This is a genomic window from Staphylococcus sp. HL28 (assembly GCF_021117155.1).
In the GTDB taxonomy this organism is placed as follows: domain Bacteria; phylum Bacillota; class Bacilli; order Staphylococcales; family Staphylococcaceae; genus Staphylococcus; species Staphylococcus warneri.
Genome location: NZ_CP088218.1, coordinates 141,495 through 168,290, shown reverse-complemented (window position 1 = coordinate 168,290; position 26,796 = coordinate 141,495). Strand labels below are relative to the sequence as shown.

At 35.1% G+C, this 26,796-nt stretch carries 17 protein-coding genes; 8 read left to right on the top strand and 9 right to left on the bottom strand.

The features are described from left to right. Position 1 precedes the first annotated feature (1 nt). Genes LPC11_RS00705 through LPC11_RS00690 form a run of 4 tightly spaced genes read right to left on the bottom strand, consistent with a single transcriptional unit; the run spans position 2 to position 3,965 of the window. The gene (locus LPC11_RS00705) at positions 2-772 is read right to left on the bottom strand and encodes an ABC transporter permease (protein ID WP_023374328.1); all 771 of its coding nucleotides are present in this window, start codon (positions 770-772) and stop codon (positions 2-4) included. Then, entirely contained in the window at positions 765-1,724 is a 960-nt protein-coding gene (locus tag LPC11_RS00700; protein ID WP_023374329.1) for an ABC transporter permease, read from the bottom strand. Before LPC11_RS00700 ends, LPC11_RS00705 begins: the two co-directional genes overlap by 8 nt. 1 nt (position 1,725) lies before the next feature. Further along, entirely contained in the window at positions 1,726-3,276 is a 1,551-nt protein-coding gene (locus LPC11_RS00695) for an ABC transporter substrate-binding protein (protein ID WP_023374330.1), read from the bottom strand. Continuing rightward, complete coding sequence (locus LPC11_RS00690) at positions 3,276-3,965, bottom strand: class I SAM-dependent methyltransferase (protein WP_023374331.1); 690 nt, start codon at positions 3,963-3,965, stop codon at positions 3,276-3,278. Before LPC11_RS00690 ends, LPC11_RS00695 begins: the two co-directional genes overlap by 1 nt. A 566-nt stretch (positions 3,966-4,531) precedes the next feature. On the opposite strand from LPC11_RS00690, the gene LPC11_RS00685 reads away from it, so the two are divergent. The 8 genes from LPC11_RS00685 to gtfB all read left to right on the top strand — a co-directional run bounded on the left by LPC11_RS00685 (position 4,532) and on the right by gtfB (position 22,016). Then, the gene (locus LPC11_RS00685; RefSeq protein WP_231307300.1) at positions 4,532-11,641 is read left to right on the top strand and encodes a lectin-like domain-containing protein; all 7,110 of its coding nucleotides are present in this window, start codon (positions 4,532-4,534) and stop codon (positions 11,639-11,641) included. Positions 11,642-11,763: 122 nt separating this feature from the next. Further along, complete coding sequence (gene secY2 / locus LPC11_RS00680; protein WP_023374334.1) at positions 11,764-12,975, top strand: accessory Sec system protein translocase subunit SecY2; 1,212 nt, start codon at positions 11,764-11,766, stop codon at positions 12,973-12,975. 10 nt (positions 12,976-12,985) lie between these two features. Continuing rightward, a complete protein-coding gene (asp1, locus tag LPC11_RS00675; RefSeq protein WP_023374335.1) occupies positions 12,986-14,548 on the top strand; it encodes an accessory Sec system protein Asp1 in 1,563 nt (520 codons plus the stop codon). Beyond that, positions 14,538-16,118, top strand: coding sequence for an accessory Sec system protein Asp2 (gene asp2, locus LPC11_RS00670; protein WP_023374336.1), 1,581 nt, complete (start codon positions 14,538-14,540; stop codon positions 16,116-16,118). Before asp1 ends, asp2 begins: the two co-directional genes overlap by 11 nt. Continuing rightward, positions 16,108-16,728: an accessory Sec system protein Asp3 gene (gene asp3, locus LPC11_RS00665; RefSeq protein WP_023374337.1), complete on the top strand. Its 621-nt coding sequence runs from the start codon at positions 16,108-16,110 to the stop codon at positions 16,726-16,728. Before asp2 ends, asp3 begins: the two co-directional genes overlap by 11 nt. Before the next feature lie 32 nt (positions 16,729-16,760). After that, the gene (gene secA2 / locus LPC11_RS00660; RefSeq protein WP_107566287.1) at positions 16,761-19,151 is read left to right on the top strand and encodes an accessory Sec system translocase SecA2; all 2,391 of its coding nucleotides are present in this window, start codon (positions 16,761-16,763) and stop codon (positions 19,149-19,151) included. Between the two features lie 14 nt (positions 19,152-19,165). Beyond that, positions 19,166-20,683, top strand: coding sequence for an accessory Sec system glycosyltransferase GtfA (gene gtfA, locus LPC11_RS00655; protein ID WP_023374339.1), 1,518 nt, complete (start codon positions 19,166-19,168; stop codon positions 20,681-20,683). Continuing rightward, on the top strand, positions 20,676-22,016 hold the full coding sequence (gene gtfB, locus LPC11_RS00650; RefSeq protein ID WP_231307299.1) for an accessory Sec system glycosylation chaperone GtfB: 1,341 nt from the start codon (positions 20,676-20,678) through the stop codon (positions 22,014-22,016). Before gtfA ends, gtfB begins: the two co-directional genes overlap by 8 nt. Before the next feature lie 218 nt (positions 22,017-22,234). Here the strand turns inward: gtfB and LPC11_RS00645 are convergent, their stop codons facing one another. The 5 genes from LPC11_RS00645 to LPC11_RS00625 form a co-directional block, all read right to left on the bottom strand. After that, complete coding sequence (locus LPC11_RS00645; RefSeq protein ID WP_023374342.1) at positions 22,235-22,801, bottom strand: DUF805 domain-containing protein; 567 nt, start codon at positions 22,799-22,801, stop codon at positions 22,235-22,237. A 38-nt stretch (positions 22,802-22,839) separates the two neighbouring features. Then, complete coding sequence (locus LPC11_RS00640; RefSeq protein ID WP_023374343.1) at positions 22,840-23,352, bottom strand: hypothetical protein; 513 nt, start codon at positions 23,350-23,352, stop codon at positions 22,840-22,842. A 335-nt stretch (positions 23,353-23,687) separates the two neighbouring features. Further along, positions 23,688-24,218 (bottom strand): GNAT family N-acetyltransferase, encoded by a 531-nt coding sequence (locus LPC11_RS00635; protein WP_023374344.1) that lies wholly within the window; start codon positions 24,216-24,218, stop codon positions 23,688-23,690. Positions 24,219-24,304: 86 nt separating this feature from the next. After that, entirely contained in the window at positions 24,305-25,756 is a 1,452-nt protein-coding gene (locus LPC11_RS00630) for a SulP family inorganic anion transporter (RefSeq protein WP_023374345.1), read from the bottom strand. A 385-nt stretch (positions 25,757-26,141) separates the two neighbouring features. After that, on the bottom strand, positions 26,142-26,618 hold the full coding sequence (locus tag LPC11_RS00625) for an arginine repressor (RefSeq protein WP_023374346.1): 477 nt from the start codon (positions 26,616-26,618) through the stop codon (positions 26,142-26,144). Between the last annotated feature and the right edge of the window lie 178 nt (positions 26,619-26,796).

Sequence of the window (26,796 nt, the reverse complement as noted above, 5' to 3'; positions counted from 1 at the left end):
GTTATTTCATTATTTTGTTGTTGAGCATTTGAAATAATAAAGCATAACCTCCTAATAGTAGTCCTGGGAAGAAGAATAACCACGGCGCCGCACTAAAGTAACTCTTACCATCAAATAATATTGTCCCTAATTCAGGTGTGGGTGGTTTAATCCCTAGACCTAAAAAGGCTAACCCTGAAATGCTTAACATAATTTTACCTATATCTGCAGTAATTAAGGCTAGTACATTACTCATTAGATGAGGAATAGTATGCACCAATGTTGTTTTCATCTTAGAATTACCACTTAACACTGCATAAGTTATAAAAGGTTGTTTTTGTAAATCTCTAGTTAAATTTCTAAAGTAACGTAAGTATCGTCCTAACCATCCTATTGTGAGTGCAAATAGTAATCCTAGCATTGAATCACTCACTAAACTTAAAACAACTAAAGCAATAATAAAAGATGGGATAGCTAATAATAAATCCGCTAAAAACATACAACTTTTATCAAACCAACGTCCTTCTATACCTGCAATTAATCCTAGTATTAAACCTATACCAATACTTAACACAATAACTGTCATCGTTAATCCAACCGTCACGATACTTCCCTGGATAAGACGCAATAGAAAATCTCTACCTAACTGATCTGTTCCTAATAAATGATTGAAACTAGGTGGACGTAATCCTAACGATTCATTCAACTGTTGTGGTATCAAACTAACAACTATAGCTGCAATCATCATGAATATAAAACCTACTATTATATATACAGTTTTATATTTATTCATGATTACCCACCCTTTCTAAATTAGGTTGAGTTAACTGCTTGTGCTGAATTCGAGGTTCATTCTTGATCATAAGTATATCTCCCAAGTAATTCGTGACCATAATTGCGACAATCACTATCATGATAATACCTTGAATTACTGGATAATCACGTTGATTGATTGCAGTAATCAATAATTTGCCTATACCTGACATACTAAAGATCACCTCTAAGATAACAACCTTACCAAACAAATGAATCGTACTATTAATCATGATCGTTATTAATGGTGCGACAATATCTTTAATCTGCACATAGATTCGATGTTTTAGTTTAAAGCCACGTAATAAGGTTAATTGATATGCATCACTTTTAAGCGTACCTTCTATTAAATGTGCTGTCATTAGAATAATATGACAACCTTCTACTATAACTAGCACTGTAACAGGTAGCACAAAGTGTAACCACGTACTACTTCCTACAAAGGGCAACCACTGCAAGCGAATGCCAAAGTAATACACGAATAATATCGCTAACCAATATTCCGGCATTGAAGTTAAGATTTGAGCGATACTTCTGAGCATTAACCCCCATTTATGACCTGGATTGACGCCAACGACATAACCAATAGCGAATCCTAAAGGTAATAAAATAGCCGTTGCAACTACCATTAATATCAATGTAGGCGTTAATGATTGAATAATCATAGAAGTCACTGGCTCACTAGTACTAAAGCTATAACCAAGATCGCCTGTAAAAGCATGCGCAACCCAGTCTAGATACCTTAATATCATATGATGACCTAGACCTAGTTGATGTTGTGCTGCTTCTATATTTTCCTGGGAAATATGTGTGTACCCATGCCTCTGTAAATACAAGATGGCTGGATTTCCTGATGTCTTTTCCACTAACAGAAATATAATGAATGAACTCATAAATAAGTACAGCAATAATTTCAACGTACGTTTAAACATTTTACTGCTTAACTTTCAAATGTTTATAGTCGATAGGCGCATCAGTAAGACCTGAGAATTTAAACGATTCAATTTTATGACTCGTCACAAATGTTTCATTTGGATAAGCAATTGGCACACCATAATAACTACGATTAAAATGTTTAAAGATATCATCCATTGCCTGCTGTTGCTCATCATGGTTAATCTTTTTAGGATAAGCATCTAATTTCTGTGATAACACTTTATCGTTTGCAAGCACCCCTGATTTACCATCACTGTTTTTAAATACTGAATTCATAAAGTTATAAGGCATTAAGGCATCTGAGTATGTTCTATAGAAAATGAGATCAAAGTCTTTTTTCGTCCATAATGTGTCATAATACGATTGAGAATCTAATGTTTTAATCTTTAATTCGATACCTGCTTTTTTCAATTGATTTTGAACTTGTTCTGCTTTATCTTTCCAATTTGGAAATTCTGCAGTTTGAATGACAAGATTGAATGATAATGGTTTACCATCCTTTTCATAAATGTCGTTATGATTTTTCTGATAGCCTTCTTCTTTAAGAATTTTTTCAGTATCTTTAACATTATAGTTATGTTGTTGTTGGTTCTTATCATTTACAAATCGAACATCTCTTTGGAAAATGCCGCGCATATGTTGATCTGATAATTGATTTGTATTGATGGCTTTACTTATCGCTTCTCTTATTTTGGCATCTTTTAATGTCTTATGATCTGGATTAAAGGCCATAAAATGACTAACTGTACTTGGTCGGTCTTCTATTGTTAAGTCTTTATTTTTCTTATCTTGTTTTAATTGTTGGTCTGATAACATTCCTAATGAACCACCAGAAATATCTACAGAACCACTCTGTATAGCTGAATTTCTAGAATCACCATCTTCTATCGTTTGGAAAGATAAGTCGTATTTAACTGGATGCTCATGATTGTAATATTTATTTGGTTTCATTGTCGTTTTTTCCTTACCTGCTTTGTCTACAACGAATGCACCAGTACCAATTGCCTTCTTAAACTTGCCATCGACCTTGCCACCTTCAACCGCATGCGGACTCATAATACGCAACGGTCTCACTTGTGTTAGTTCATTCAATACCTGATTAGATGGTTGTTTCAATTTAATCTGTACTGTATGTGAATCTTTTACCACCACTTGATCTAATTGCTTTAATGTTTCAACAGTCGTTTCTTTATTCATCTTTTTAGCACGTTCAATTGAAAATTTAACTGCTTTAGCGTCTAGTTTAGACCCATCAGAGAATTTTACATTATCTTTCAAATGAAATTCATATTCTTTTCCTGAGTTATCAACTTTCCAATGATCTGCAAGACCTGCTTTGATACCTTTCTTCTTATCGTACTGAACAAGTGAATCATATACTGCACTATAAACCGGCATCGCAGCATCATAACCTTGTGCATCTAATTTATCTGCTTTAGCCTCTGTTGGTAATGACACATTAATATTGTGATCATCTTTAGTATGACTTGAACAACCCGCTAATAGTAACGTCGTTGTTGCAACTGATAATAATATTCGCTTTTTCACTATTTTGTTCCTTCTTTCAATGTAGCTTTAATTAAAAATGATTCTTCAAATAATGTACGTAAGTAGTCATTCGGAGATAAATAAAAATCACTATAGTTTGTAAGATCAATAACGTCAGGTACGCTTTCTTTTATCACTGCTACTTCAAAACCTTCTGCGACAAAGCTATCAACGATATGTTTTAATGAATGATCTTGAGATGGCGTCGCGCCATATTTATCGATAGTTTCTTTCATAAAATATCTACTTGGATTATTCGTATGATCTGCAAATGTGGCGTAATAAACACCCTTTTCTTTTAAAACTGCTTTTAAATCTCTTGCATGCTGAGGGACATCTTCAATTAGATATAACACTGACGTACTTATAGCTGTGTCAAACGTATATCCCGTTGTTTGAGGCTTATCCGTTAAAAAGTATTCGAGGGGGAGTTGTTCTTTTAATGTGTTTGCTTTTTCTAATGAGTTGTAAGCTAAATCAATACCCACTCCTGTATCAAATTCATATGTTTGATACAGTTGGCGTAAAAAGCCGCCCTGATTACAACCAAAATCTAAAATTGTTTGTCCCTTAATCTGTATTGGATCAAGCATGTGAATGATTCTTTGCCAAGACTCTTGATGGTCCCTTGCCATGTCATCATCTGTTTCTTCTCCCTTTTTCCACCAAATATCGTATGTATTTCCCATATTATTATCCTTAACCTTTCAAATCGTAATTATTTCGTTTTAAAGATTACTATAAAAAAGTAAATAATACAATATAAATTTATAGTCGCACTTAAATTAATTAAAAAAGCCTAACTGATCGCATGACAGCATATCAATTAGACTTAGAAGACTTATTAAGCTCATTTATCTTTAACGTACTACTATTAAGACAGATGTCAGTTTGACTTCAGACAAACCGAAGTGTGCCCTTATCAAACATCTTTCATTATATCTATTTATATTGAAATCGTCTTCACCCTATTTAATTGCAAAGTTATAAAAATAAGATTTCTCAAAAACATTTAACTTAATTTTAATTGCTTTCTAACTATAATTGTCGACAAAAATATTGCAAACACAACATTATTTAATTTAGCTCTATTCGTTACTAAAAAGTAACAAATTCATTTTCCAAATAATATTATTATTTATTATTCTTTATATGTGGTATATTTGTATTGTAATATTGAAGTTATATATTAGTGTATTATTACATTGAGACTAACCCATTCTTACAGAGCAACATTTAAAAGGAGTATGGTTCAATGTCAAAAAGACAAAGAAATTTAAAACACAGTTTAGAAGAAGAAAAGTCACGGGTTAAATTATATAAATCTGGTAAACACTGGATTAAATCAGGTATCAAAGAAATTAAACTCATGCAAATTATGGGATTACCTATATTTACTAATCACACAAGTGAAGATCCTGATGAAACAGAAGACAAAGGTAATTTCGTAAAAAGAAATGCTATAAAAGCTACAACCATAGCTGGTGGCGCTTTTACAGTGAACATGTTACATAATCATCAAGCTATGGCGGCTTCTGAATTACCTATAACTTCAGAACTTTCCACGCAAAGTGAAGCTGTTGCAAATCAAAATTCAACAGAACTTAAACATGCAAGCACCAACGAAAATCCTTCGAATAGCGAATCGGTTTCCTCAGAAAAAACACAAAGTTCAGAAAAAAATGACAAAGCTGATAGTACTCAATCTACAGATAGTCAAAGTGATCAATCAAACACACAATCAAGTGAGAGTGTGAAAGAGAAAACTGAACAACAAAGTGAATCCGATCAATCACATAACGACAACCACTCAGAACAATTATCCAAGCAAGATCAATCAGAACATAACAGTACGACATCTAGTGAAAGCGATAGTAAAGATGCTAAAAGTACGGCATCTTCAACTAACGATAAATCAACAGATACACAATCACATAAATCTACATCTACTTCACAAGATCATCAACAAAGTACGTCTAGTGAATCTAAAGTAGATACAAATGAAGGTCAGTCTCAAAAATCAACACAAAGTAAAGATAGTCAAACACCAAACAATGCTACAACTAGTGAATCATCATCTAATCAAAATAACATTGTTAAAAGTGAATCGATTACAAATCAAACATCCTATGTGAATGAAAGAATGACACATACTGCTTCTGAAAGTGTAGTCACAACACCCGTTGCAAGTGAGTCTACTAAACCAGCTAATACAACTAAAGTACGTGCGTTTAGTCGATTAGCGGTCAATCGTTTAGCAGCAACATCACCTACACCTATTGCACCTACAACATCACAAGTTGTTGTTGATAAAAACAACTTTACAGACCATTTCACTACAGTTGGTTCTGCAACTTTTGATAAAAACACTGGTATTGCTACACTGACACCTGATGTAGGTAGTCAAAAAGGTGCCATTTCACTAGGTACTAAAATTGACTCAAATAAGAGTTTCCATTTCACTGGTAAAGTTAACTTAGGAACGCGTTATGAAGGTTTTAGTCCTGATGGGGTTACTGGTGGAGATGGTATTGGATTTGCCTTTTCACCTGGTTCTGTAGGACAAATCGGTAAAGAAGGTGCTGCTTTAGGTATCGGTGGCTTAAATAATGCGTTCGGATTTAAACTAGATAGTTATCATAATACATCTCAACCGAACGCATCAGCCAGTGCCAATAAAGACCCTGCTAACGTATCAGGTGGTGGCGCATTTGGCGCATTTGTAACTACAAACTCAAGCGGTGTCGCATCAACATATACGGACAACACAAAAACAGCCAATGCAGCGAAATTAACCACACAACCTAATGGTACCTTCCAAGATTTCGTCATTGATTATAATGGTGATACAAAAGTAATGACAGTCACTTATGCTGGACAAACATGGACAAGAAATATCTCAGACTGGATTAAAGCAAGTAAGAACACAAACTTTTCATTATCTATGACTGCTTCAACAGGTAGTGCACGAAACTTACAACAAGTTCAAATTGATCAATTCACCTATACAGAAACTGCTACAGCACAAGTGCACTATGTTGACGCTGATACTGGGAAAGAAATCGTTCCACCTAAAACATTGGCTGGAGATGTTGATAATACAGTTAACATTGACGATCAACAAAGTACAATCACACCTAAAGGCTATCAATTAGTCAATGTAGATAGTACATATGCACCGACATACAATGCTACAAATAAAACTGTTAAGTTAACTAATGCTGGTCAAGCTATCACCATCTTCTATAAAGATGTTAAAGCGCCAACAATTAATATGACGAATCAAACTAAAGAAATTAATAGCCCTATTTCACCAATCACAGTGAATAGTACAGATAATGGTACCGGAACAGTTACTAATACTGTCACTGGACTACCTGCCGGATTATCTTATGATTCAACATCAAATACAATCACAGGTACACCAACTCAATTAGGCAATAATACTGTGACGGTTACTTCAGTAGACCAAGCAGGTAATTCATCATCATCTACTTTCACTATCAATGTCGTAGATACTACTAACCCTGTGATTGATATCGGTAATCAGTCTAATCAAGTGTTCACACCTATTAACAATGTCACTATCAATACAAGTGATAATAGTGGTTCAACGACTGACACAGTAACTGGGTTACCACCAGGATTAACATATGATCCATCTACTAAAACAGTAAGCGGTACACCATCACAATTAGGTAGTTATACTGTGACAGTTACTTCAAAAGATGCAAGTAACAATACAACAACTAAAACATTTACATGGAATATAGAACGTAACGCAGCTAGTGATTCACTATCCAACTCCGAAAGCACGTCTACTATAACTAGTACAAGTACCTCTAATAGTACATCAAATAGTAATAGTATTTCGGCTTCGAACAGTACAAGTACGTCATTGAGCGATTCGAAAAGCAACAGTTTAAGTGCATCGACTTCGACGAGCGCTTCGACTTCTGATAGTACAAGTGCATCATTAAGTGGTTCGCAAAGTGCAAGCACATCTGCAAGTACTAGTAGTAAATTAAGTGATAGCGCAAGTGCGTCAACAAGCGCCAGTGATTCTACTTCTTCTAGTACATCTGCAAGTGATAGTGCATCGACTTCTAGCAGTACAAGTGCGTCATTAAGTGGTTCTCAAAGCGCAAGCACATCTGCAAGTACTAGTAGTAAATTAAGTGATAGCACAAGTGCTTCGACGAGTGCGAGTGATTCTACTTCTTCTAGTACGTCTGCGAGTGATAGTGCATCGACTTCTAGCAGTACAAGTGCGTCATTAAGTGGTTCTCAAAGTGCAAGCACATCTGCAAGTACTAGTAGTAAATTAAGTGATAGCGCAAGTGCGTCAACAAGCGCCAGTGATTCTACTTCTTCTAGCACATCTGCAAGTGATAGTGCATCGACTTCTAGCAGTACAAGTGCGTCATTAAGTGGATCCGAAAGTACAAGCACTTCTACATCACTGAGCGGATCCGAAAGCACAAGTACATCCACTTCATCAAGTGATAGTACTTCAACGAGCGATTCAACGAGTATTTCGCTTTCTGATAGTTCGTCGACAAGTGGTAGTACATCATTGAGTGATTCTGAAAGCACTAGTACGTCGACTTCATTAAGTGACAGTATTTCAACAAGTGACTCAACTAGTATGTCACTTTCCGATAGCTCATCTACGAGTGGTAGTACGTCATTAAGCGACTCTGAAAGTACAAGTGCATCATCGTCATTAAGTGATTCCGAAAGTACTAGTACTTCTACTTCACTAAGCGGTTCTGAAAGTACAAGCACGTCTACAAGTGACTCAACGAGCACGTCGCTTTCTGATAGTTCATCTACGAGTGGTAGTACGTCATTAAGCGACTCTGAAAGTACAAGTGCATCATCGTCATTAAGTGATAGTACTTCAACTAGTGATTCAACGAGCACGTCGCTTTCTGACAGCTCATCTAATAGCGGTAGTACGTCATTGAGTGATTCTGAAAGTACAAGCACTTCAACTTCATTGAGTGACAGCACTTCGACAAGTGACTCAACAAGTACTTCACTTTCTGATAGTTCGTCAACAAGCGATAGTACTTCAACTAGTGATTCTCAAAGTACAAGTGCTTCATCATCATTAAGTGATAGCACTTCTACGAGCGACTCAACTAGCACATCACTTTCTGACAGTTCATCAACGAGTGGCAGTACTTCATTAAGCGATTCCGAAAGCACTAGTACATCTACTTCATTAAGTGACAGTACTTCAACTAGTGATTCAACAAGTACTTCACTTTCTGACAGTTCATCTACGAGCGATAGTACGTCATTAAGCGACTCTGAAAGTACAAGTGCATCATCGTCATTAAGTGATAGTACTTCTACGAGTGATTCGACTAGTACTTCACTTTCTGACAGTTCATCGACAAGTGGTAGTACGTCATTGAGTGATTCTGAAAGTACAAGCACGTCATCATCATTAAGTGACAGTACTTCTACTAGTGACTCAACTAGTACTTCACTTTCTGACAGTTCATCAACAAGCGGTAGTACGTCATTAAGCGATTCTCAAAGTACAAGTGCTTCAACTTCATTGAGTGATTCCGAAAGTACTAGTACGTCGACTTCACTAAGCGGATCCGAAAGCACAAGTACATCCACTTCATTAAGTGATAGTACTTCTACGAGCGATTCAACGAGTACTTCGCTTTCTGACAGCTCATCTACGAGTGGTAGTACGTCATTAAGCGATTCGCAAAGTACAAGTGCTTCTACTTCATTGAGTGACAGCACTTCGACAAGTGACTCAACAAGTACTTCACTTTCTGACAGTTCATCTATGAGTGGCAGTACTTCACTAAGTGATTCTGTTAGCACTAGTACGTCGACTTCAGAAAGTAGCAGTACTTCAACAAGTGATTCAGCTAGTACGTCTACGTCACTAAGCGGATCCGAAAGTACAAGCACTTCATCATCATTAAGTGATAGTATGTCGACTAGCGACTCAACGAGTACGTCGCTTTCTGATAGTTCATCTACAAGTAGCAGCACGTCATTAAGTGGTTCTGTTAGCACTAGTACTTCTACTTCACTAAGTGACAGTACTTCAACGAGCGGTTCAACTAGCACTTCGCTTTCTGACAGTTCATCTACGAGCGGTAGTACATCACTAAGTGATTCGCAAAGTACAAGTGCTTCTACTTCATTGAGTGACAGTACTTCGACAAGTGACTCAACTAGTACGTCTCTTTCCGATAGCTCATCGACGAGTGGTAGTACTTCATTAAGCGATTCCGAAAGCACTAGTACATCCACTTCATTAAGTGACAGTACTTCGACGAGTGATTCAACAAGTACTTCACTTTCTGATAGCTCATCTACAAGTGGTAGCACATCATTAAGTGATTCTGAAAGCACTAGTACTTCTACTTCGTTAAGTGACAGTACTTCAACTAGTGACTCAACTAGTACGTCACTTTCTGATAGTACGTCAACAAGCGGTAGTACGTCATTAAGTGATTCTCAAAGTACAAGTGCTTCAACTTCGATAAGTGATAGTACTTCAACGAGCGACTCAACTAGCACTTCACTTTCTGATAGCTCATCGACGAGTGGTAGTACTTCATTAAGCGATTCCGAAAGCACTAGTACATCCACTTCATTAAGTGACAGTACTTCGACGAGTGATTCAACAAGTACTTCACTTTCTGATAGCTCATCTACAAGTGGTAGCACATCATTAAGTGATTCTGAAAGCACTAGTACTTCTACTTCGTTAAGTGACAGTACTTCAACTAGTGACTCAACTAGTACGTCACTTTCTGATAGTACGTCAACAAGCGGTAGTACGTCATTAAGTGATTCTCAAAGTACAAGTGCTTCAACTTCGATAAGTGATAGTACTTCAACGAGCGACTCAACTAGCACTTCACTTTCTGATAGCTCATCGACGAGTGGTAGTACTTCATTAAGCGATTCCGAAAGCACTAGTACATCCACTTCATTAAGTGACAGTACTTCGACGAGTGATTCAACAAGTACTTCACTTTCTGATAGCTCATCTACAAGTGGTAGCACATCATTAAGTGATTCTGAAAGCACTAGTACTTCTACTTCGTTAAGTGACAGTACTTCAACTAGTGACTCAACTAGTACGTCACTTTCTGATAGTACGTCAACAAGCGGTAGTACGTCATTAAGTGATTCTCAAAGTACAAGTGCTTCAACTTCGATAAGTGATAGTACTTCAACGAGCGACTCAACTAGCACTTCACTTTCTGATAGCTCATCGACGAGTGGTAGTACTTCATTAAGTGATTCTCAAAGTACTAGTACTTCTACATCACTAAGTGGATCCGAAAGTGCAAGCACGTCATCATCATTAAGTGATAGCTCGTCTACAAGTGGCAGCACTTCATTGAGCGATTCTCAAAGTACAAGTGCTTCAACTTCGTTAAGTGACAGTACTTCAATGAGTAGTTCTGAAAGCACTAGTACTTCGACAAGTGATTCAACGAGTACTTCGCTTTCTGACAGTTCATCTATGAGTGGCAGTACTTCACTAAGTGGTTCTGTTAGCACTAGTACGTCGACTTCAGAAAGTAGCAGTACTTCTACTAGTGATTCAACGAGTACTTCAACGAGTACATCTACGTCACTGAGCGGATCCGAAAGTACAAGTACATCCACTTCATTAAGTGACAGTACTTCGACAAGCGACTCAACAAGTACTTCACTTTCTGATAGTTCATCTACAAGTGGCAGTACGTCATTAAGCGACTCTGTAAGTACAAGTACTTCGACTTCAGAAAGTAGCAGTACTTCAACAAGTGACTCAACGAGCACGTCGACATCTGATAGTGCAAGCATGTCTACTTCTGATAGTCAATCACATAGCCATACGAATAGTATTTCTATTAGTGATTCAACAAGTAGCAGTGACTCAAATAGTAATAGCACGTCAGATAGCGCTAGTGTAAGTACATCGGATACGCCAAGTCATAGTCACTCATTCAGTCAATCAGTAAGTAGCAGTGACTCAAACAGTCATAGCGCATCAATGTCTACGTCCGAAACACCAAGTGAAAGTACGTCTCATAGTCAGAGCATAAGCGCTTCTACAAGCGCTAGCACATCTCAATCTATGTCACATAGCATGAGTACATCATCTAGTGAATCAACTAACGTTTCACCAATGCATCCAACTTCTGAGGCACAACAACATGACAACAACAAACCTCATTCAGAAGCATTACCTGACACTGGTGAAGATGACAATCAATCTAAAGGTTTACTATCAGGATTATTATCATTAATTTTCGGTCTAGCTATATTTAGAAAATCTAGAAAAGACAAAAAAGATCGTAAAGAAGATAACAATAATTAATTAGAATAAAATAGAGGCAGAAGCATTGTTATTTCTAAAGTACTCAATTGATTACTCAAAAAATAATGGGTGCTTTTGCCTCTTTATAATCATTTAAAGAAAAGGATTAGTGTGGGAAATTGATGAATATTAAAAACATTAAAAATATCGAATATAAAATTTTATATAAACGTATTCTTTTCACTCTAATGATCATTTTCATATACATATTGGGTAGTAATATTAAAATTGCTGATATGAAATCATCAGCACAACATACGAATCAATTCCTTGATTTAGCTATTTCAAATGTCGGCGGAGATATTACAACACTCAACCTATTCTCATTGGGGTTAAGTCCTTGGCTTACTACGATGATTATTATGACGTTACTGACCTATCGAAATATGGAGAAAGGTCAAAAACAAACCCGACTAGAACGTAGCTATAAAGAACGTTTTTTCACTATTTTATTAGCATTAATTCAAGGCTATTTTATCTTAAGTGAGTACATTAATAAGGGTATGATTCATCACGCTAACTTCCCTTTAATGTTACTTGTCTTAGTAGCCGGAACAATGTTACTCGTGTGGTTAGCTGATCAAAATACTGTTTATGGTATCGCAGGTCCAACGCCTATCGTATTAGTTAGTATCATCAAATCTATGTTTCAAAATAAACATCTTCAATTGTTGGATGCCCAAACGATGGTGATTGGTGGAATTATGATATTAGTCGTTTTGATTCTTTTATTATTCATAGAAATGATTGAATATCGCATGATTTATAGAGATATTATGAATATCAGTACATCTAAAAAAGACACTTATGTATCTTGGAAATTAAACCCTGCTGGTAGTATTTCAATCATGTTTAACTTTTCATTGTTCTTCTTATTAGGTGTCTTAATACATTTAGTTGGAAGATGGATCACTGGAGATGCTCAATATCGACCCCCATTTTTAGAATTAGACAATCCGATTGGGGTATTGATATTCATCATCATGTTGATCATCTTAAACTATTATTTATCCCGAGTTATGTTGAATACGAAACGTATTGCTAAAGACTTTCAAAAGAGTGGGAATTATTTCGACGGCATTTATCCTGGTGATGATACAAGACATTATTTAGACCGTAGAGCAAAAAAAATTAGTGCAATCGGCGCCTTAATAATTGGTTTTATCATCAGTCTGCCGCTTATTAGTTCTATATTTATATCTGGTATTTATGATCAAATTTCAATTTTTACGCAGTTTATTATTTTAATTTACATTACGATAAATATTACAGAAACAATTAGAACATATTTATACTTTGATAAATATAAATCATTTTTAAACAAATATTGGTAAGGAGTAAGGTATGAAATATTTCGTTCCAGCTTGGTACAACAATGATCAATGGTGGCGTAATTTGAATCAACCATTTTATATAAAAAACGCAATGATAGAGTTTGATGATTCCATTAGTCTCATGTCGATGCATGAAAAAAATGACGAAGATTTTAAACTACTTCATTTAAGTTTTAATCCCAATTTACGCTTATTTCTGCATAAGTATGACTTATATGAAGCAAATATTTGGTCATTATTTGATGAAATTCAGGGATTCGAAGACATTCCACCTAGATCCTTTCAATTTGAAGACCTAGAGTGGCCTGATAACACTGAATTTTTCTATTCACCTTATTTAATACAGGCTATGAAAGCACATTACGTATCCAAAATTTATTTTAATCAAGACGGTTATTTAATTGTAGTGGACGATTTTGAACATGATATTCATCAGCGTCGTTATATCTTTGATGAACGTGGTTATTTGAGCGCTATCCGCTATTACAACGAACTCGGTCACGAACAATATCAAGATTATTTAACCGCTTCGGGTGATGTTGTTTTACGTGAAAACCTAGAGACCAATGTTGTTCAGGTTATGGCAGATCATGCGCACCATTTTCATTCCAAGACCTACGCATCAATGGTTGATTTAATTACAGAACGTTTGAACACATTTTGTAATCAACATATGGAAGCGAATGATAAACTGATTGTTTCATCACATATTGCTCATAACGGTATTTTTAATACGATTAGAGATGACATGCAAGTATATTACTCCATTTTTAGTAAACGTAATCGTACGATTGACCAATCATTGATTAAGAGTATGGCGCATAGCGACAAATGGCTTGTTGATACAAATGAAAATGAACATATCTTACACCAACTCATTGAAACACTGGATACTAAACCTGAAATATTGAGATTTACACCATTCGATACACAAATCTTAGAAAATCTAAGTAGCCAGTTAGATGAAACTTACATAGGTGTTTGGATTGATGGCCTTAATGATGATTATTTACAAATATTAATCAATGATTTAATCACTTATATTAAACGGCATCCATCGTATCGCCTAGTCATTTTAACGAAAAATAGCGCTACTCAATTACAACAATGGCTGTCTCAATTAATACAAAATGTCAATGAAACATTTAACGAAGAAGATGAGGAAGATTTAGCCAAATCAGAATTGATCCAAGCAAAATCAGCGGAAGACTTTGAAGAATTAGTACAAATTCAATCAGTGCCATTTGAATATGACGTATTAAAGGCATTGTCCCGACTAAGAATCGTCATTGACCTTAGTGATGAGCCGGATTTATTCTTACAAATTGCAAGTATCAGTGTCAGAATTCCACAAATTAATATCCATCAAAGTAGTTATGTCACTCATTTAGAAAATGGCTATTTAATTAATAGTTATGCGGATATTACGACTGCGTTAGATTATTTCTTAAGTACCTTGAAACATTGGAATGGTGCTTTTACATTTAATACCAATATGATTGAAGATTTAAGTTCAGGTCACATTATTGAACAACTTGACCATTTTTTAGAAGGTGATAACCATGCCACGTAAATTTAAAGTATTACAAATTGGTGGAACAGATTTAGAATATCTATTCAAGCATAAACCAGAAGTCGCTTGGGACTATTTTGATACACAATTATTTGAATTTGATAGTGGGTATATCGATAGTATTAAAGAGATTGTCGAGGAATCTGGACAGTTTGATTTATTATTTATACAAGCGAACCTGACAGATGCATTAACACAACTCTTGCATATTGTGAGTCATCCATATAATACACTTGTCGATGCACAATATTGGCCAAGTGGCTATGATGAACTTGATTTAGTGCAGAGGTATCTCATTCGTCCTATTCATTATGATACGACGGATGATCTTCATGATAAATTGATATCTATTTCATTTCCTGGGCAATACGGGGATAAGGTGAGTCCAGCTCGAACACATATCCAATCGCCAGCACATATCGAAGTGATTCATTATGGTAATAGAGAAATTCAATTGAAAGGTCATTTCGGTGATGAATTGATTCCGGTACTCAATTGGCAGCAAAACCTCGTATACGATAAAGATAAAGTGATTGAAGTTTGGCCCGAATTCCGAACTGAAGGCGATGTCACCTTAGAATATACGTTTCGATTAGTATCTTTAAATCCAGAAGAAGGCGTCCTTGAAAAGATTGTTCTAAATGAGGAAGAACTTGCCGAGCCACTTTATTTACAACGCAGACCCTATACAGCATACATTTCAACGTCAGTCAGTGTTAAAGGTAGTGGTACCGTTCATATCGGCGCCGTACATAAACGTTTATCACATATTGAATTCGGTCATTTATTACTCGGTAGTCATCGTTTTGTAGATGAAAATCGCGAAGAATTCTTTTATTACTTTAATCCTGGAGATTTCAAACCACCACTTAATGTTTACTTTAGTGGTTATCGTGAAGCTGAAGGGTTTGAAGCTTATTTTCTAATGAATCAATTAGGTGCGCCTTTCTTACTGATTAGTGATCCAAGAATTCAAGGTGGCGCATTTTACTTAGGCTCTGAAACGTATGAAAATGGCATTAAACAAGTCATTACTGATACACTAAACCAACTCGGTTTTAAGGAAGATGACTTGATACTATCAGGTTTATCTATGGGATCATTTGGTGCTTTATACTACGGTGCCCAATTAAACCCTAAAGGCATTAACGTTGGTAAACCTTTAGTCAATGTCGGTACTATAGCTAAAAATATGAAGTTATTGCGACCTAATGATTTCGAAACATCATTAGACATCGCCCTTTCACCCGAACATACAATGACCGAGTCATCACAAATTAACAACGATTTGAAGCATATTAAAGACTTAGACGACAAATTCTGGAATGTCTTTTCAAATAGTCATATTAGCGATACATCCATTGCTATTACTTATATGAAAAACGACGATTACGATCAGTCTGCATTCGAAGATTTGCTACCAGTATTAAGTCGACATCATGTCCATCTGATGAACAAAGCCGTACCAGGTCGACATAATGATGATACATCAACAGTTGTGAATTGGTTTATGAACTTTTATCATATTTTATTAAAAGATCATTTTGGGAGAGACAATCATGCAAAGTAATCAAACATTAGACGTAAGATGGCGCAAAGTGACACGTCATACCTATAAACATGGTGCAACAATACAATTTCACGATGACTACACATATTATGAAAATCAACTCATGCCATCAGGCTTGCAAATTAACTTATGGGAACCAGCCACTACATTTGATAAAGATGGCCATCCGCCTAAACTCCCTATGTTAAAGAGAGGTTATCGTTATGATATTCATCTAGATATTACTGCCATGCCAGCACAAAGTGTTTATGTCATTGTGACCTTTTATTTAAAAAATGGTAAAGCATTCGACCACTGTATGATTAAAGAAACTGATAGCTATTTTATTTATCCAAATGAGGCTTATAGTTATGATATTTGTCTGATGAACGCAGCATGTCATCATCTTATATTTAAGAAAATCACCTTAACTGAACGATATCTTGTTAAGGATAAAGATAAAGAGACCGCCGAATCTACCGAATCATCAACCAGTGACATATCAACGAGCACTGATGATATAACAGAGACACATTCAACAGAAGACAATCAACCACGTACACCACAGGAGAATGTTAACCTAGTCAATCAAATCATGAAAGCAACACGTCCAAAACGCGATCATGATTAAAATCCATTAATCAATCAGAAAGGAGGATAACTATGAATCTCAATGTGAATACCGCAATTAATCATATGAGGTTAAAAAAACTTTATAAAATATTAAATAAAATCAATCGTTACAGTGAAGACATGCGTCAATATTCAGATGAACAATTACAAGACAAAACCATAGACTTCAAACAGCAGTTGCAAAATGGTAACGCAACGTTAAATGATATTTTACCCGAAGCATATGCTGTTGTTCGTGAAGCGTCACGTCGCGTATTAGGTATGTATCACAAAGATGTACAGGTACTAGGCGCAATAGTGATGCATCAAGGAAATATTTCAGAGATGCAGACGGGTGAAGGTAAAACATTAACTGCCACATTACCCTTGTACTTAAATGCGCTAACAGGTAAGTCTGTCTTTTTAATCACTACAAATGATTATTTAGCGAAACGTGACTACGAAGAAATGAAACCTTTATATGAATGGTTAGGTCTTACAACATCACTGGGATTTGTAGAGAATCCTCAAGGACCTATATCCAATCAAGAAAAGCAGACGTTATATCATCACGATATTATTTACACAACCAATGGTAATTTAGGTTTTGACTATCTTATCGATAACTTAGCTGATACAAAAGAAAGCAAGTTCTTGCCGGAATTACACTATGCACTCATTGATGAAGTGGATTCTATTATCTTAGATGCAGCACAAACACCACTCGTCATTTCTGGTGCACCAAGAGTACAATCTAATTTATTTGAAATTGTAAAAGCCTTTGTAGCAACACTTAAAGAAGATCAAGATTTCAAAATGAAAAAGACAAAGCGTGAAATTTGGTTAACTGAACAAGGTATCGAAAAGGCCAATACATATTTTGATGTGCCTAATATCTATGATGCCCCCTACTTTGATTTAGTAAGGAATATTAATCTTGCATTACGTGCCACTTATTTATTTGATCTTAATTTAGATTACATTATTATGGACGGCGAAATCATGTTAATCGACCGTATCACTGGACGTATGTTACCAGGCACTAAAATGCAAGCCGGACTTAACCAAGCCTTAGAAGCTAAAGAGCATTTAGATATTTCAGATGATATGAGTGTCATGGCTACCATTACTTTCCAAAATCTCTTTATGCAATTTGAGCGTTTTTCTGGGATGACGGCGACAGGTAAGCTTGCAGAGAAAGAATTTTTCGACCTTTATTCAAAAATCGTTATTCAAATTCCAACGTCTAATCCTGTGATAAGACGAGATTTACCGGATAAGGTATTTGTGAACGATGATGATAAAAATGTCGCAATTTTAGATACAGTGATTGACTATCATCAAAAGCAACGTCCTGTATTATTAATTACACGTACAGCTGAAGCAGCGGAATACTTTTCAAGTGAATTATTTAATAGACATATCCCGAACAACTTGCTAATTGCACAAAATGTCGCTCGTGAAGCCCAAATGATTGCTGAGGCAGGTCAATTGAATGCCGTTACTGTAGCCACAAGTATGGCTGGTAGAGGTACAGATATTAAACTATCTAAAGAAGTTCACGAACTCGGTGGTCTAACAGTACTGATTAACGAGCACATGGAAAATAGTCGTATCGATAGACAATTAAGAGGACGTGCTGGTCGTCAAGGTGACCCAGGTCAATCTCAAATTTTCATTTCATTAGATGATTACTTAGTCCAACGTTGGAGCGATTCCAAGTTAAAAGACAATCCATCATTGATGAAACAAGATACAGCATACTTATCTGATAGCCCTACCTTTAATAATAAAATCAAACGTATTGTTAAAAAGGCACAACGTGTTTCTGAAGAAGAAGGCATGAAAGCACGTGAAACGGCAAATGAATTCGAGAAGAGCATTAGTACACAACGTCAATTAATCTATAGTGAACGTAACCGTATACTTAACAGTGAAAACTTAGATGCTTTAGACTTTGAAAGTATTGCTCGTGATGTCTTTAATCATCACTTTAAGACTGAAGGCAGTATGACAAGAGATCATATTATTCGCTATATCTATAAAAACTTGAGCTTTAGTTTTGTGGATGCTAATTTTGAATTTAATCATCAAAATCACGATGAAAATATTGAGTTTTTAATAACACAATTTAAAGACCAACTGGCTACTAATAAACAGAAAATTAGTGACAACGAGTTATATCAACAATTTTTAAGAAAAGCAGTACTCAAAGCCATCGATACATCCTGGATCGAGCAAGTAGACTATTTACAACAACTCAAAGCGAACGTCAATCAGCGTCAAAAAGGACAACGGAATTCTATATTTGAATACCATAAAGTGGCTTTAGACTCATTTAATGATATGGAACATGATATTAAACATCGTATGATTCGAAACTTATGTTTAAGTATCATTGATGAACAACAAAATGGTGATTTAACCATTCATTTCCCTTAAAAGGAGGGCTATTTATGACAATTTATAACATCAACTTTGGCATTGGTTGGGCAAGTAGTGGCGTAGAATATGCACAAAGTTATCGTGCACAAATGCTACGACATTTAAAAGAAGATGCAAAATTCATATTTTTAGACTTTATAGCGTCAGAAAATATACAAACCTTAACAGCTAACTTAGGGTTTCAAGACAACGAAGTCATTTGGTTATATCAATACTTTACAGATATCCCAATAGCACCAACTACATATACCATTGATCAACTCAAACACGATGTCGGAAATACAGTGACACGGACTGAAGTCGATCAACAAGGCAAGGTGCAACGTCTTTATTTAGACCATCAACCTCAAACATTTGTAACCTGTTATATGAAAAATACCGACCAACCCTATGTTGACCGCGCTGAATTTGTCGTTAATGGTATGCTAATTCGTAAAGATTTCTATAGCTACGTTCGTGTCTTCTCTGAATATTACGCACCATATGATAACTATGCCAAATTGTATATGCGTCAGTTCTACAATGAGAATGGCTCTATCGCCTATCAAGAGATCATAGATGGCGATGCACATTCCTATGTATTTAACGATGCACGTTTGGATAGTAAAGAAGCCTTTGTTGCTTACTTTATTCAGCAATTACATTTAACGCATAACGACATTGTCATATTAGATCGTGCCACTGATATCGGCCAAGCCGTCCTGCAAAATAAAGGCCAAAGTCATGTCGGTGTTGTGGTACATGCAGAACATTATAGTGACAATATCACAGATGGTACGCACATTTTATGGAACAATTATTATGAATATCAGTTTAATCACGCACCATATATTGATTTCTATATTGTAGCTACCGATTTACAAAATCAAATTCTGTCACAACAATTTGCGCAATATACAACATTTCAACCACGTATTAGAACAATACCTGTGGGAAGTCTCGACCAATTAACAATGCCAAGTGTAGAAAGACAACCATATTCTATCCTAACCGCTTCACGCTTAGCGTCTGAAAAACACGTCGATTGGATCGCACTAGCAGTTATTAAAGCCAAACAAGCCGTACCACAGCTATCATTTGATATCTATGGACACGGCCCAGAAAAAGATAAAATTCAGCAAATCATCAGTGAACATCATGCCGAAGACTACATTCAATTACGAGGTCACGTCAATCTTGATGAAATTTACACACAATATGAATTATTTGTATCTGCATCACAAAGTGAAGGCTTTGGCTTAACGCTTATGGAAGCAGTAGGTTCTGGCTTAGGTATGATTGGTTTCAATGTGAATTATGGGAACCCCACTTTCATCTCAGATGGTCAAAATGGTTACTTATTAGATAAACCGACTAAGGAAGAATCTATCGAGGAGATTACAGATCGTATGGCTAATAAAATAGTTCAATACTTTAACAATGGCCCTACATCTCCTCAGCAAGTTTCATATGATATTGCTACACCATTTAAGACAGCAGAAATGATTAACAAATGGCAGAATTTAGTCGACGAGGTGCTCTATGATTAATTTATTTGAATATTATAATCAACCGACTCAGTTATTACATCAAACACTTGAACAAGCAGATTATCATAACTTCACCATTTGTATTGAAGATGATGGTTTCCTACCAGATGAGGTGACGTCCCCTTATCAATTCTTTGCGGCTAATTTATTACATGATGACGATCAACCTAAATTCTTTAATGCTGTTGACGTCTCACCATTTTGGGAAATTAGTGGCAATGGACAATCAGCTCAAATTAAAGATATGGGACATATTAGAGGCGAAATACGTTACCGCCCGCATTATAAAACGCGCATAGTTAGTCATGTGCGTTGGTTCGACGATAAAGGGCGTTTACGTTCTGAAGATCATTATTCAAAACATGGCTTTAAATTTGCTGAAATGATTTATGATTTAGCTGGAAAAGCTATATTAAAGAAATATGTAACCCGAGAAGGTAAAGAAGTGATATATGAAAACTATGTCACAGGGGATTATGTATTAGACTGGCAAGGACAATCCTATTTCTTCCCTTCTAAAGTGGCGTTTATAACCTTCTATCTACAACAAATTCAAGTGGATTTATCTGAGATCATTATTAATTCTTTATCAACACCATTCTTAGTCTTACATCATATGAATACAGAAGGTAAAGGCTTATTATTCTGGCAAGAAAGTAGTAACGGTCATGTCCCAGGAAATATGTTGTCATTACTAGATGGTACATTACAACGTCAATTCTCTGTGATGATACCTGATTACAGAGAATATCATACTGTGGTGGCACAACTTAATTCTGAACAAGCATCGCATGTTTATCAAGCCGGTTATCTGTATGACTTTGATAAATCAAATCAATATTCAAACCATGCACTCATCCTGACAAACTCAGATGAAATACCGCAGCTTGAACATATTATAGTGGCCCACCCTAATATACAATTCCATATCGCTGCATTAACTGAAATGTCGTCCAAACTCATGGCGTACGATCAACATCAATACGTACATTTATATCCAGCAGCAACGAAAGATATATTTGCGGAACTATACCAACGCTGTGATATTTACCTCGACATTAATCAAGGCAACGAAATTGAAAATGCAGTAGCACGTGCATTTCATCATCAACACGTTATCTTAGCGTGGGATGAGGTTGCGCATCAGCGTCCATTTACTGCACCAGAAAACACATTTACATTAGAACAATTGAACCAGTTTAACCAAGTGTTACACGATATCACTACTAACCATCAACAGTTCGACTTACATCGTACTTACCAAGCTAGACATGCTAACCAACTTACAATTGACACATTCGTCAGTGTAATGCAACAGGCACTGTATGAATAAGTATATAAATAAAAAAAGCAATTTCTATCCCTTTCGAATAGAAATTGCTTTTTCTCATGTACATGATGAAATGAAAAAATTAATAGTTATCGATTTAATTGATATATTTCACATCATCAATCTTTTAAATCAACTGGTTATGATTGATTTAACTTGAATTGGAACTATTTTTTAAGTAGGTTCTAACCAATCATACTTAATACTTTAATAATTTTAAGCTAATTGATTCTTTCACGATCGCTATTATCCTTAGTTTCAAAACAAGCAAACACAATAAATACTATACTAAGTGGAGTAACAACAATTTGCATAACACCACTTAAATAATAACCAACCATAAATGGTTGGAAAAACCACGCTAAACCAAATGGAACTATAGCCCACCAAATAGATTTATTAGCATCTCTCATTCTTCTTGAACCCGCAGATATAATTGGAAGATACACTATAGTTAACACTAACTGACCTAAAAAACTATTTTGACCAGATATTAATATTGCTAATAATCCAAGTACGAAAGAGGCACCTGCTTGTATTAACATAAACCACCAAAACCCTCTACGTGATGTAACACCTTGGTAGTTAAAAATATGTTTCCAACCATCTAAAAATAGTTCCCATGGGTTCTTTTGATTTTTTACATAATTATTATTTTGAGGTTGAGTGTGGTAATTATTCTCCTGATATTGTTGATTAGAATTATCATTATTATTTACTGGTGTACCACAGTAACCACAAAATTTAGTATCACTTTCTAATTTACTTCCACAATTTGAACAATACATATCATTTTCTCTCTTTCCTTATTAAGTTTTAAATTATATTAATATCCTGCCTCAGCTTTTTCTCTAGCACTTCTAGCCTTCCAATCACTAAAGCTTTCATCTTCATCAGCGTAATTCCAACCAGCACCTCCACCACCAGCACCACTAGCTTTTTGTTCAGGAGTTAAATGTGTAATAGCATATTGGCTTCTTTTTGCTCCTAGATAATCTTGATACTCTTTACTATTTGTATCAATATTTTCATTATTTGCGTTACTATTATTTACATTATTATTTTGTGAATTAGTATTAGCTTGTTCTTGTGCTCCATGTTGATTGTTAGAAGTATTAGCAGTTTCTTCATTATTAGCATTTTGTTGAGAAGTTTCATTAGAATTATTCTCTGTAGAGTTATTTGTAGTTTTACCTTTTGATTTCTCTTTCTTATTATCTTTCTTTTTTTGTTCTTGTTTGTTTTTAGAATCTTTATCTTGGTCATTATCTTTTTGACCACAACCTGTTAATAATAAAGTAATTGCAATACTAGGTATTGCTATGTATTTAAATTTCATTTCTCCCCATCCTTTTTGTTTAATAATTAAATATTAACACAACTTAATAAAAAATTAGCAACAATTTTAAATAAAACTAGAAAAATTTTAAATAGTAGCTACAACTTTATGAAATATACGTACTTCAAAAATGAGTTAGATATCATTTAATAAAAATACTTACTATTGTTGAAAACAATAAGTGTGAATCACAAATTAATAGACTATGTTCAAATTAAAAAAAGCAATTTCTATCCACTTCGAATAGAAATTGCTTTTTGTATGTGTAAATTTATATTAAACACTTTAATCAATGACAATCTCCTTTTAACTCAATACGAGTATACTAAAACACATCATTCAAAAAATGCGTTTGAATATTGGATGACACCTGAAACATGATCTAAACTATTATCTTTTAATTCAATTGCCATCAATAACTCATCTGGTATTTCAAAAGGCGCTTGTATGCCCCAATGAGACGCTTTTTTGAAACCAAATTTCGGATAATATGCTTCGTGTCCCATAACGATGACTGATTCAAAATCAAGTTTCTCTGCGATGGTTAAAGCTTGTTGTATTAATTTTCGACCTACACCTTTATTTTGATATTCGGGTAAAACAGAGATAGGTGCTAATGCTAAAGATTCTACTTTCTTATCCTCGGTATCAATCCAAATTTTAGATAATAATATATGTCCTATGATTTTATCTTCATTTACAGCGACTAATGATAAATCTGGAACAAATACCTCTGACTTTCGTAATTTCGCAACCAATGTATGTTCACTTTGGTCACTATATGTTTCATTTTCAAATGCTCTGCGTACAACTTCTTCTGTATCTCTGTAATCTTCTTTTCTCTCTTGTCTGATTATGAAATTCATCCTATTCACCCCTAAACTTAGTCAGTACGCTTATATTCTATACAATTATTGTAATGAATTCTCTTATATTTTATAGCTAGTGTCGATTAAATCAGCTGGTTATGATTAATTTGACTTAGCTCGGAAATAATTTTTCTACTATCTGAATTTAACTTTTTCACATAGACGGTATTATGATTGGCTTCGAATTTCTGTACGATGGTATCAATCGCATTCACTGCTGAATCATCCCATAAATGTGCATGGTTGAAGTCTAATTCAATGACTGAGTGTTCCACATTAAAGTCAATTTGGTTCATCATAGAATCAATAGATACAAAGAAAATTTGTCCTTCAAAGTATACATGTAACGTCTCATCAAACGTCTCTGATGTTACATTCACATTAGAAATCTTAGTCGCGAAGAAGAGCGCGCTAAATACTACACCTACGATAACACCAATGGCTAAATTATGTGTCATCAATACAATAACAACTGTTAGAATCATTACAAAGGCATCCGTTTTGGGAGCATTTTTAATATATTTAAAGGAATGCCAGTCTACTGTTCCAATAGATACCATAACCATAATTCCCGCTAAAATAGGCATTGGAATTTGCACTACTAAATCCCCTAATACAATAATCATAAATATGAGTACTACACCTGCAGTTAATGTCGATAATCGACTTGTCGCACCAGATTTCACATTAATGACTGATTGTCCGATCATTGCACAACCACCCATACCACCGAAGAATCCTGTAATGATATTTGCGATCCCTTGACCACGAGATTCTTTATTTTTACTACTATATGTGTTTGTAAATTCATCTACAATTTTAGCTGTGAGTAAACTTTCTACTAACCCAACAATCGCCATCGAAACTGAAAATGGTAAGATGATTTGTAACGTTTCAAGTGTGTATGGTACTTGTGGAATAATAAAATGAGGTAATGCTTGCTTAATCGTACCTAAATCACCAACAGTATGCACATTAGCACCTGTAAACATATATAATGCTGTTAATAAAATGATCGCAATTAATGGTGCAGGAATTGCTTTAAAGAATCTAGGTACAATATATACGATTAACAAAGTAATCATGACATAAATGTAAGTCGCAATGGATATATTAAAAATATGCTCAATTTGAGATAGAAAGATCATAATACCTAATGCATTAACAAAGCCAATCATTACGGATTGTGGAATGAATTTCATCAGTCTTCCTACTTTTAAAATACCTAAGACAAGTTGAATCAAACCCATTAAAATCGTCGCTGCAAATAAATATTCCACACCGTGTTCCTTCACGAGTGGTGTCACAACAAGTGCCACTGCGCCTGTAGCACCTGAAATCATTGCCGGTCGTCCACCAACAATCGCTGTCACTGTCGCTATGATAAATGCCGCATATAAACCGATCATCGGGTCTACCCCCGCTATGATTGAAAAGGCAATTGCTTCTGGAATTAAAGCAAGTGCCACTACAATACCTGCTAGTATATTTTTCATCGGTTGGTTAAACCACTGAACTTTCCAACTATCTACCATGACATCCGCTCCTTTTCATACTATTTAAATTCAATATTGATAAAACACTCATTACGTCCCTATCATATTTAATATATGTATATACTTGCACTTTGCATACATATGCCATCACCACTTTTTCTCCAATAAAATAGAGCGAGTAAGAAACCCTTGTATCATTCAACTTGGTTTCATCACTCGCCCATGAAGGTGGTTATATTAGCATTTCGTTGTATTGTTATTTATTGACTATCCTACGTGCCACTCACTATATGACATATATCAATTGAATCGCGTTTTATTTGCCGAATTGAAACCTTACGCATTATAACATCATGAACGCTTAAATGGCAAAATTCATTTTAATACTTATCATCGACTTTCAATATACATCACGTCACATGAATCATGATTTTAGCTCTTCTTGATACGTCTGTCCAAATAATTGATAATGTACAAATTCGGTAACATCTGCTGAACTGACTAATATCAATATCGTATCATTACCGCCAACTGTCCCTAATACCTCATTTAAATTGAGCTGATCGATATAAAAGTTCACACTTTGCGCAAATCCTGGCGATGTTTTGACAATAAGGTAGTGATCTTTAATTGTGACCTTTTCGATCTCATCATTGTAAAAGGCTATGAGTTTCGCTTTCGCTTCGTTTTGAGCATTACCATTAAACTTTCGGTAACATCGATCATTATTGGCGGTAGGCATTTTATATATTTTCAACTCATTTAAGTCCCTACTAATCGTTGCCACACTATATTTGATACCAAAATGTTTATCAAGATAGTCGACAATTTCGGCTTTTGAACGTATATCATTGTCTTTCACAATTGTCGATATTAAATCCAATCGTTTACATTTTCTCATATCTATTTACTCCTTTATCTGCATATTTCACAAAATACAGACAAACGTCATCACACTTACCATATCAAATTTTATTCATACAATATGTGAAGTATTTCTCATTTATAACAATTTTTATAAAAAATTTTATATTGATGTATAAAAATCTTCTTAAAATATAGATAGATTTAACATTTAT

What these genes read in the sequence shown, in the direction of transcription:
- gtfA (WP_023374339.1), top strand. Translation starts at nt 19,166, where the DNA reads ATGACAATTTATAACATCAACTTTGGCATTGGTTGGGCAAGTAGTGGC.
- gtfB (WP_231307299.1), top strand. Translation starts at nt 20,676, where the DNA reads ATGATTAATTTATTTGAATATTATAATCAACCGACTCAGTTATTACAT.
- LPC11_RS00645 (WP_023374342.1), bottom strand. Translation starts at nt 22,801, where the DNA reads ATGTATTGTTCAAATTGTGGAAGTAAATTAGAAAGTGATACTAAATTT.
- LPC11_RS00705 (WP_023374328.1), bottom strand. Translation starts at nt 772, where the DNA reads ATGAATAAATATAAAACTGTATATATAATAGTAGGTTTTATATTCATG.
- LPC11_RS00630 (WP_023374345.1), bottom strand. Translation starts at nt 25,756, where the DNA reads ATGGTAGATAGTTGGAAAGTTCAGTGGTTTAACCAACCGATGAAAAAT.
- LPC11_RS00685 (WP_231307300.1), top strand. Translation starts at nt 4,532, where the DNA reads ATGTCAAAAAGACAAAGAAATTTAAAACACAGTTTAGAAGAAGAAAAG.
- secA2 (WP_107566287.1), top strand. Translation starts at nt 16,761, where the DNA reads ATGAATCTCAATGTGAATACCGCAATTAATCATATGAGGTTAAAAAAA.
- asp2 (WP_023374336.1), top strand. Translation starts at nt 14,538, where the DNA reads ATGCCACGTAAATTTAAAGTATTACAAATTGGTGGAACAGATTTAGAA.
- asp1 (WP_023374335.1), top strand. Translation starts at nt 12,986, where the DNA reads ATGAAATATTTCGTTCCAGCTTGGTACAACAATGATCAATGGTGGCGT.
- LPC11_RS00625 (WP_023374346.1), bottom strand. Translation starts at nt 26,618, where the DNA reads ATGAGAAAATGTAAACGATTGGATTTAATATCGACAATTGTGAAAGAC.
- LPC11_RS00635 (WP_023374344.1), bottom strand. Translation starts at nt 24,218, where the DNA reads ATGAATTTCATAATCAGACAAGAGAGAAAAGAAGATTACAGAGATACA.
- LPC11_RS00700 (WP_023374329.1), bottom strand. Translation starts at nt 1,724, where the DNA reads ATGTTTAAACGTACGTTGAAATTATTGCTGTACTTATTTATGAGTTCA.
- LPC11_RS00640 (WP_023374343.1), bottom strand. Translation starts at nt 23,352, where the DNA reads ATGAAATTTAAATACATAGCAATACCTAGTATTGCAATTACTTTATTA.
- asp3 (WP_023374337.1), top strand. Translation starts at nt 16,108, where the DNA reads ATGCAAAGTAATCAAACATTAGACGTAAGATGGCGCAAAGTGACACGT.
- LPC11_RS00690 (WP_023374331.1), bottom strand. Translation starts at nt 3,965, where the DNA reads ATGGGAAATACATACGATATTTGGTGGAAAAAGGGAGAAGAAACAGAT.
- secY2 (WP_023374334.1), top strand. Translation starts at nt 11,764, where the DNA reads ATGAATATTAAAAACATTAAAAATATCGAATATAAAATTTTATATAAA.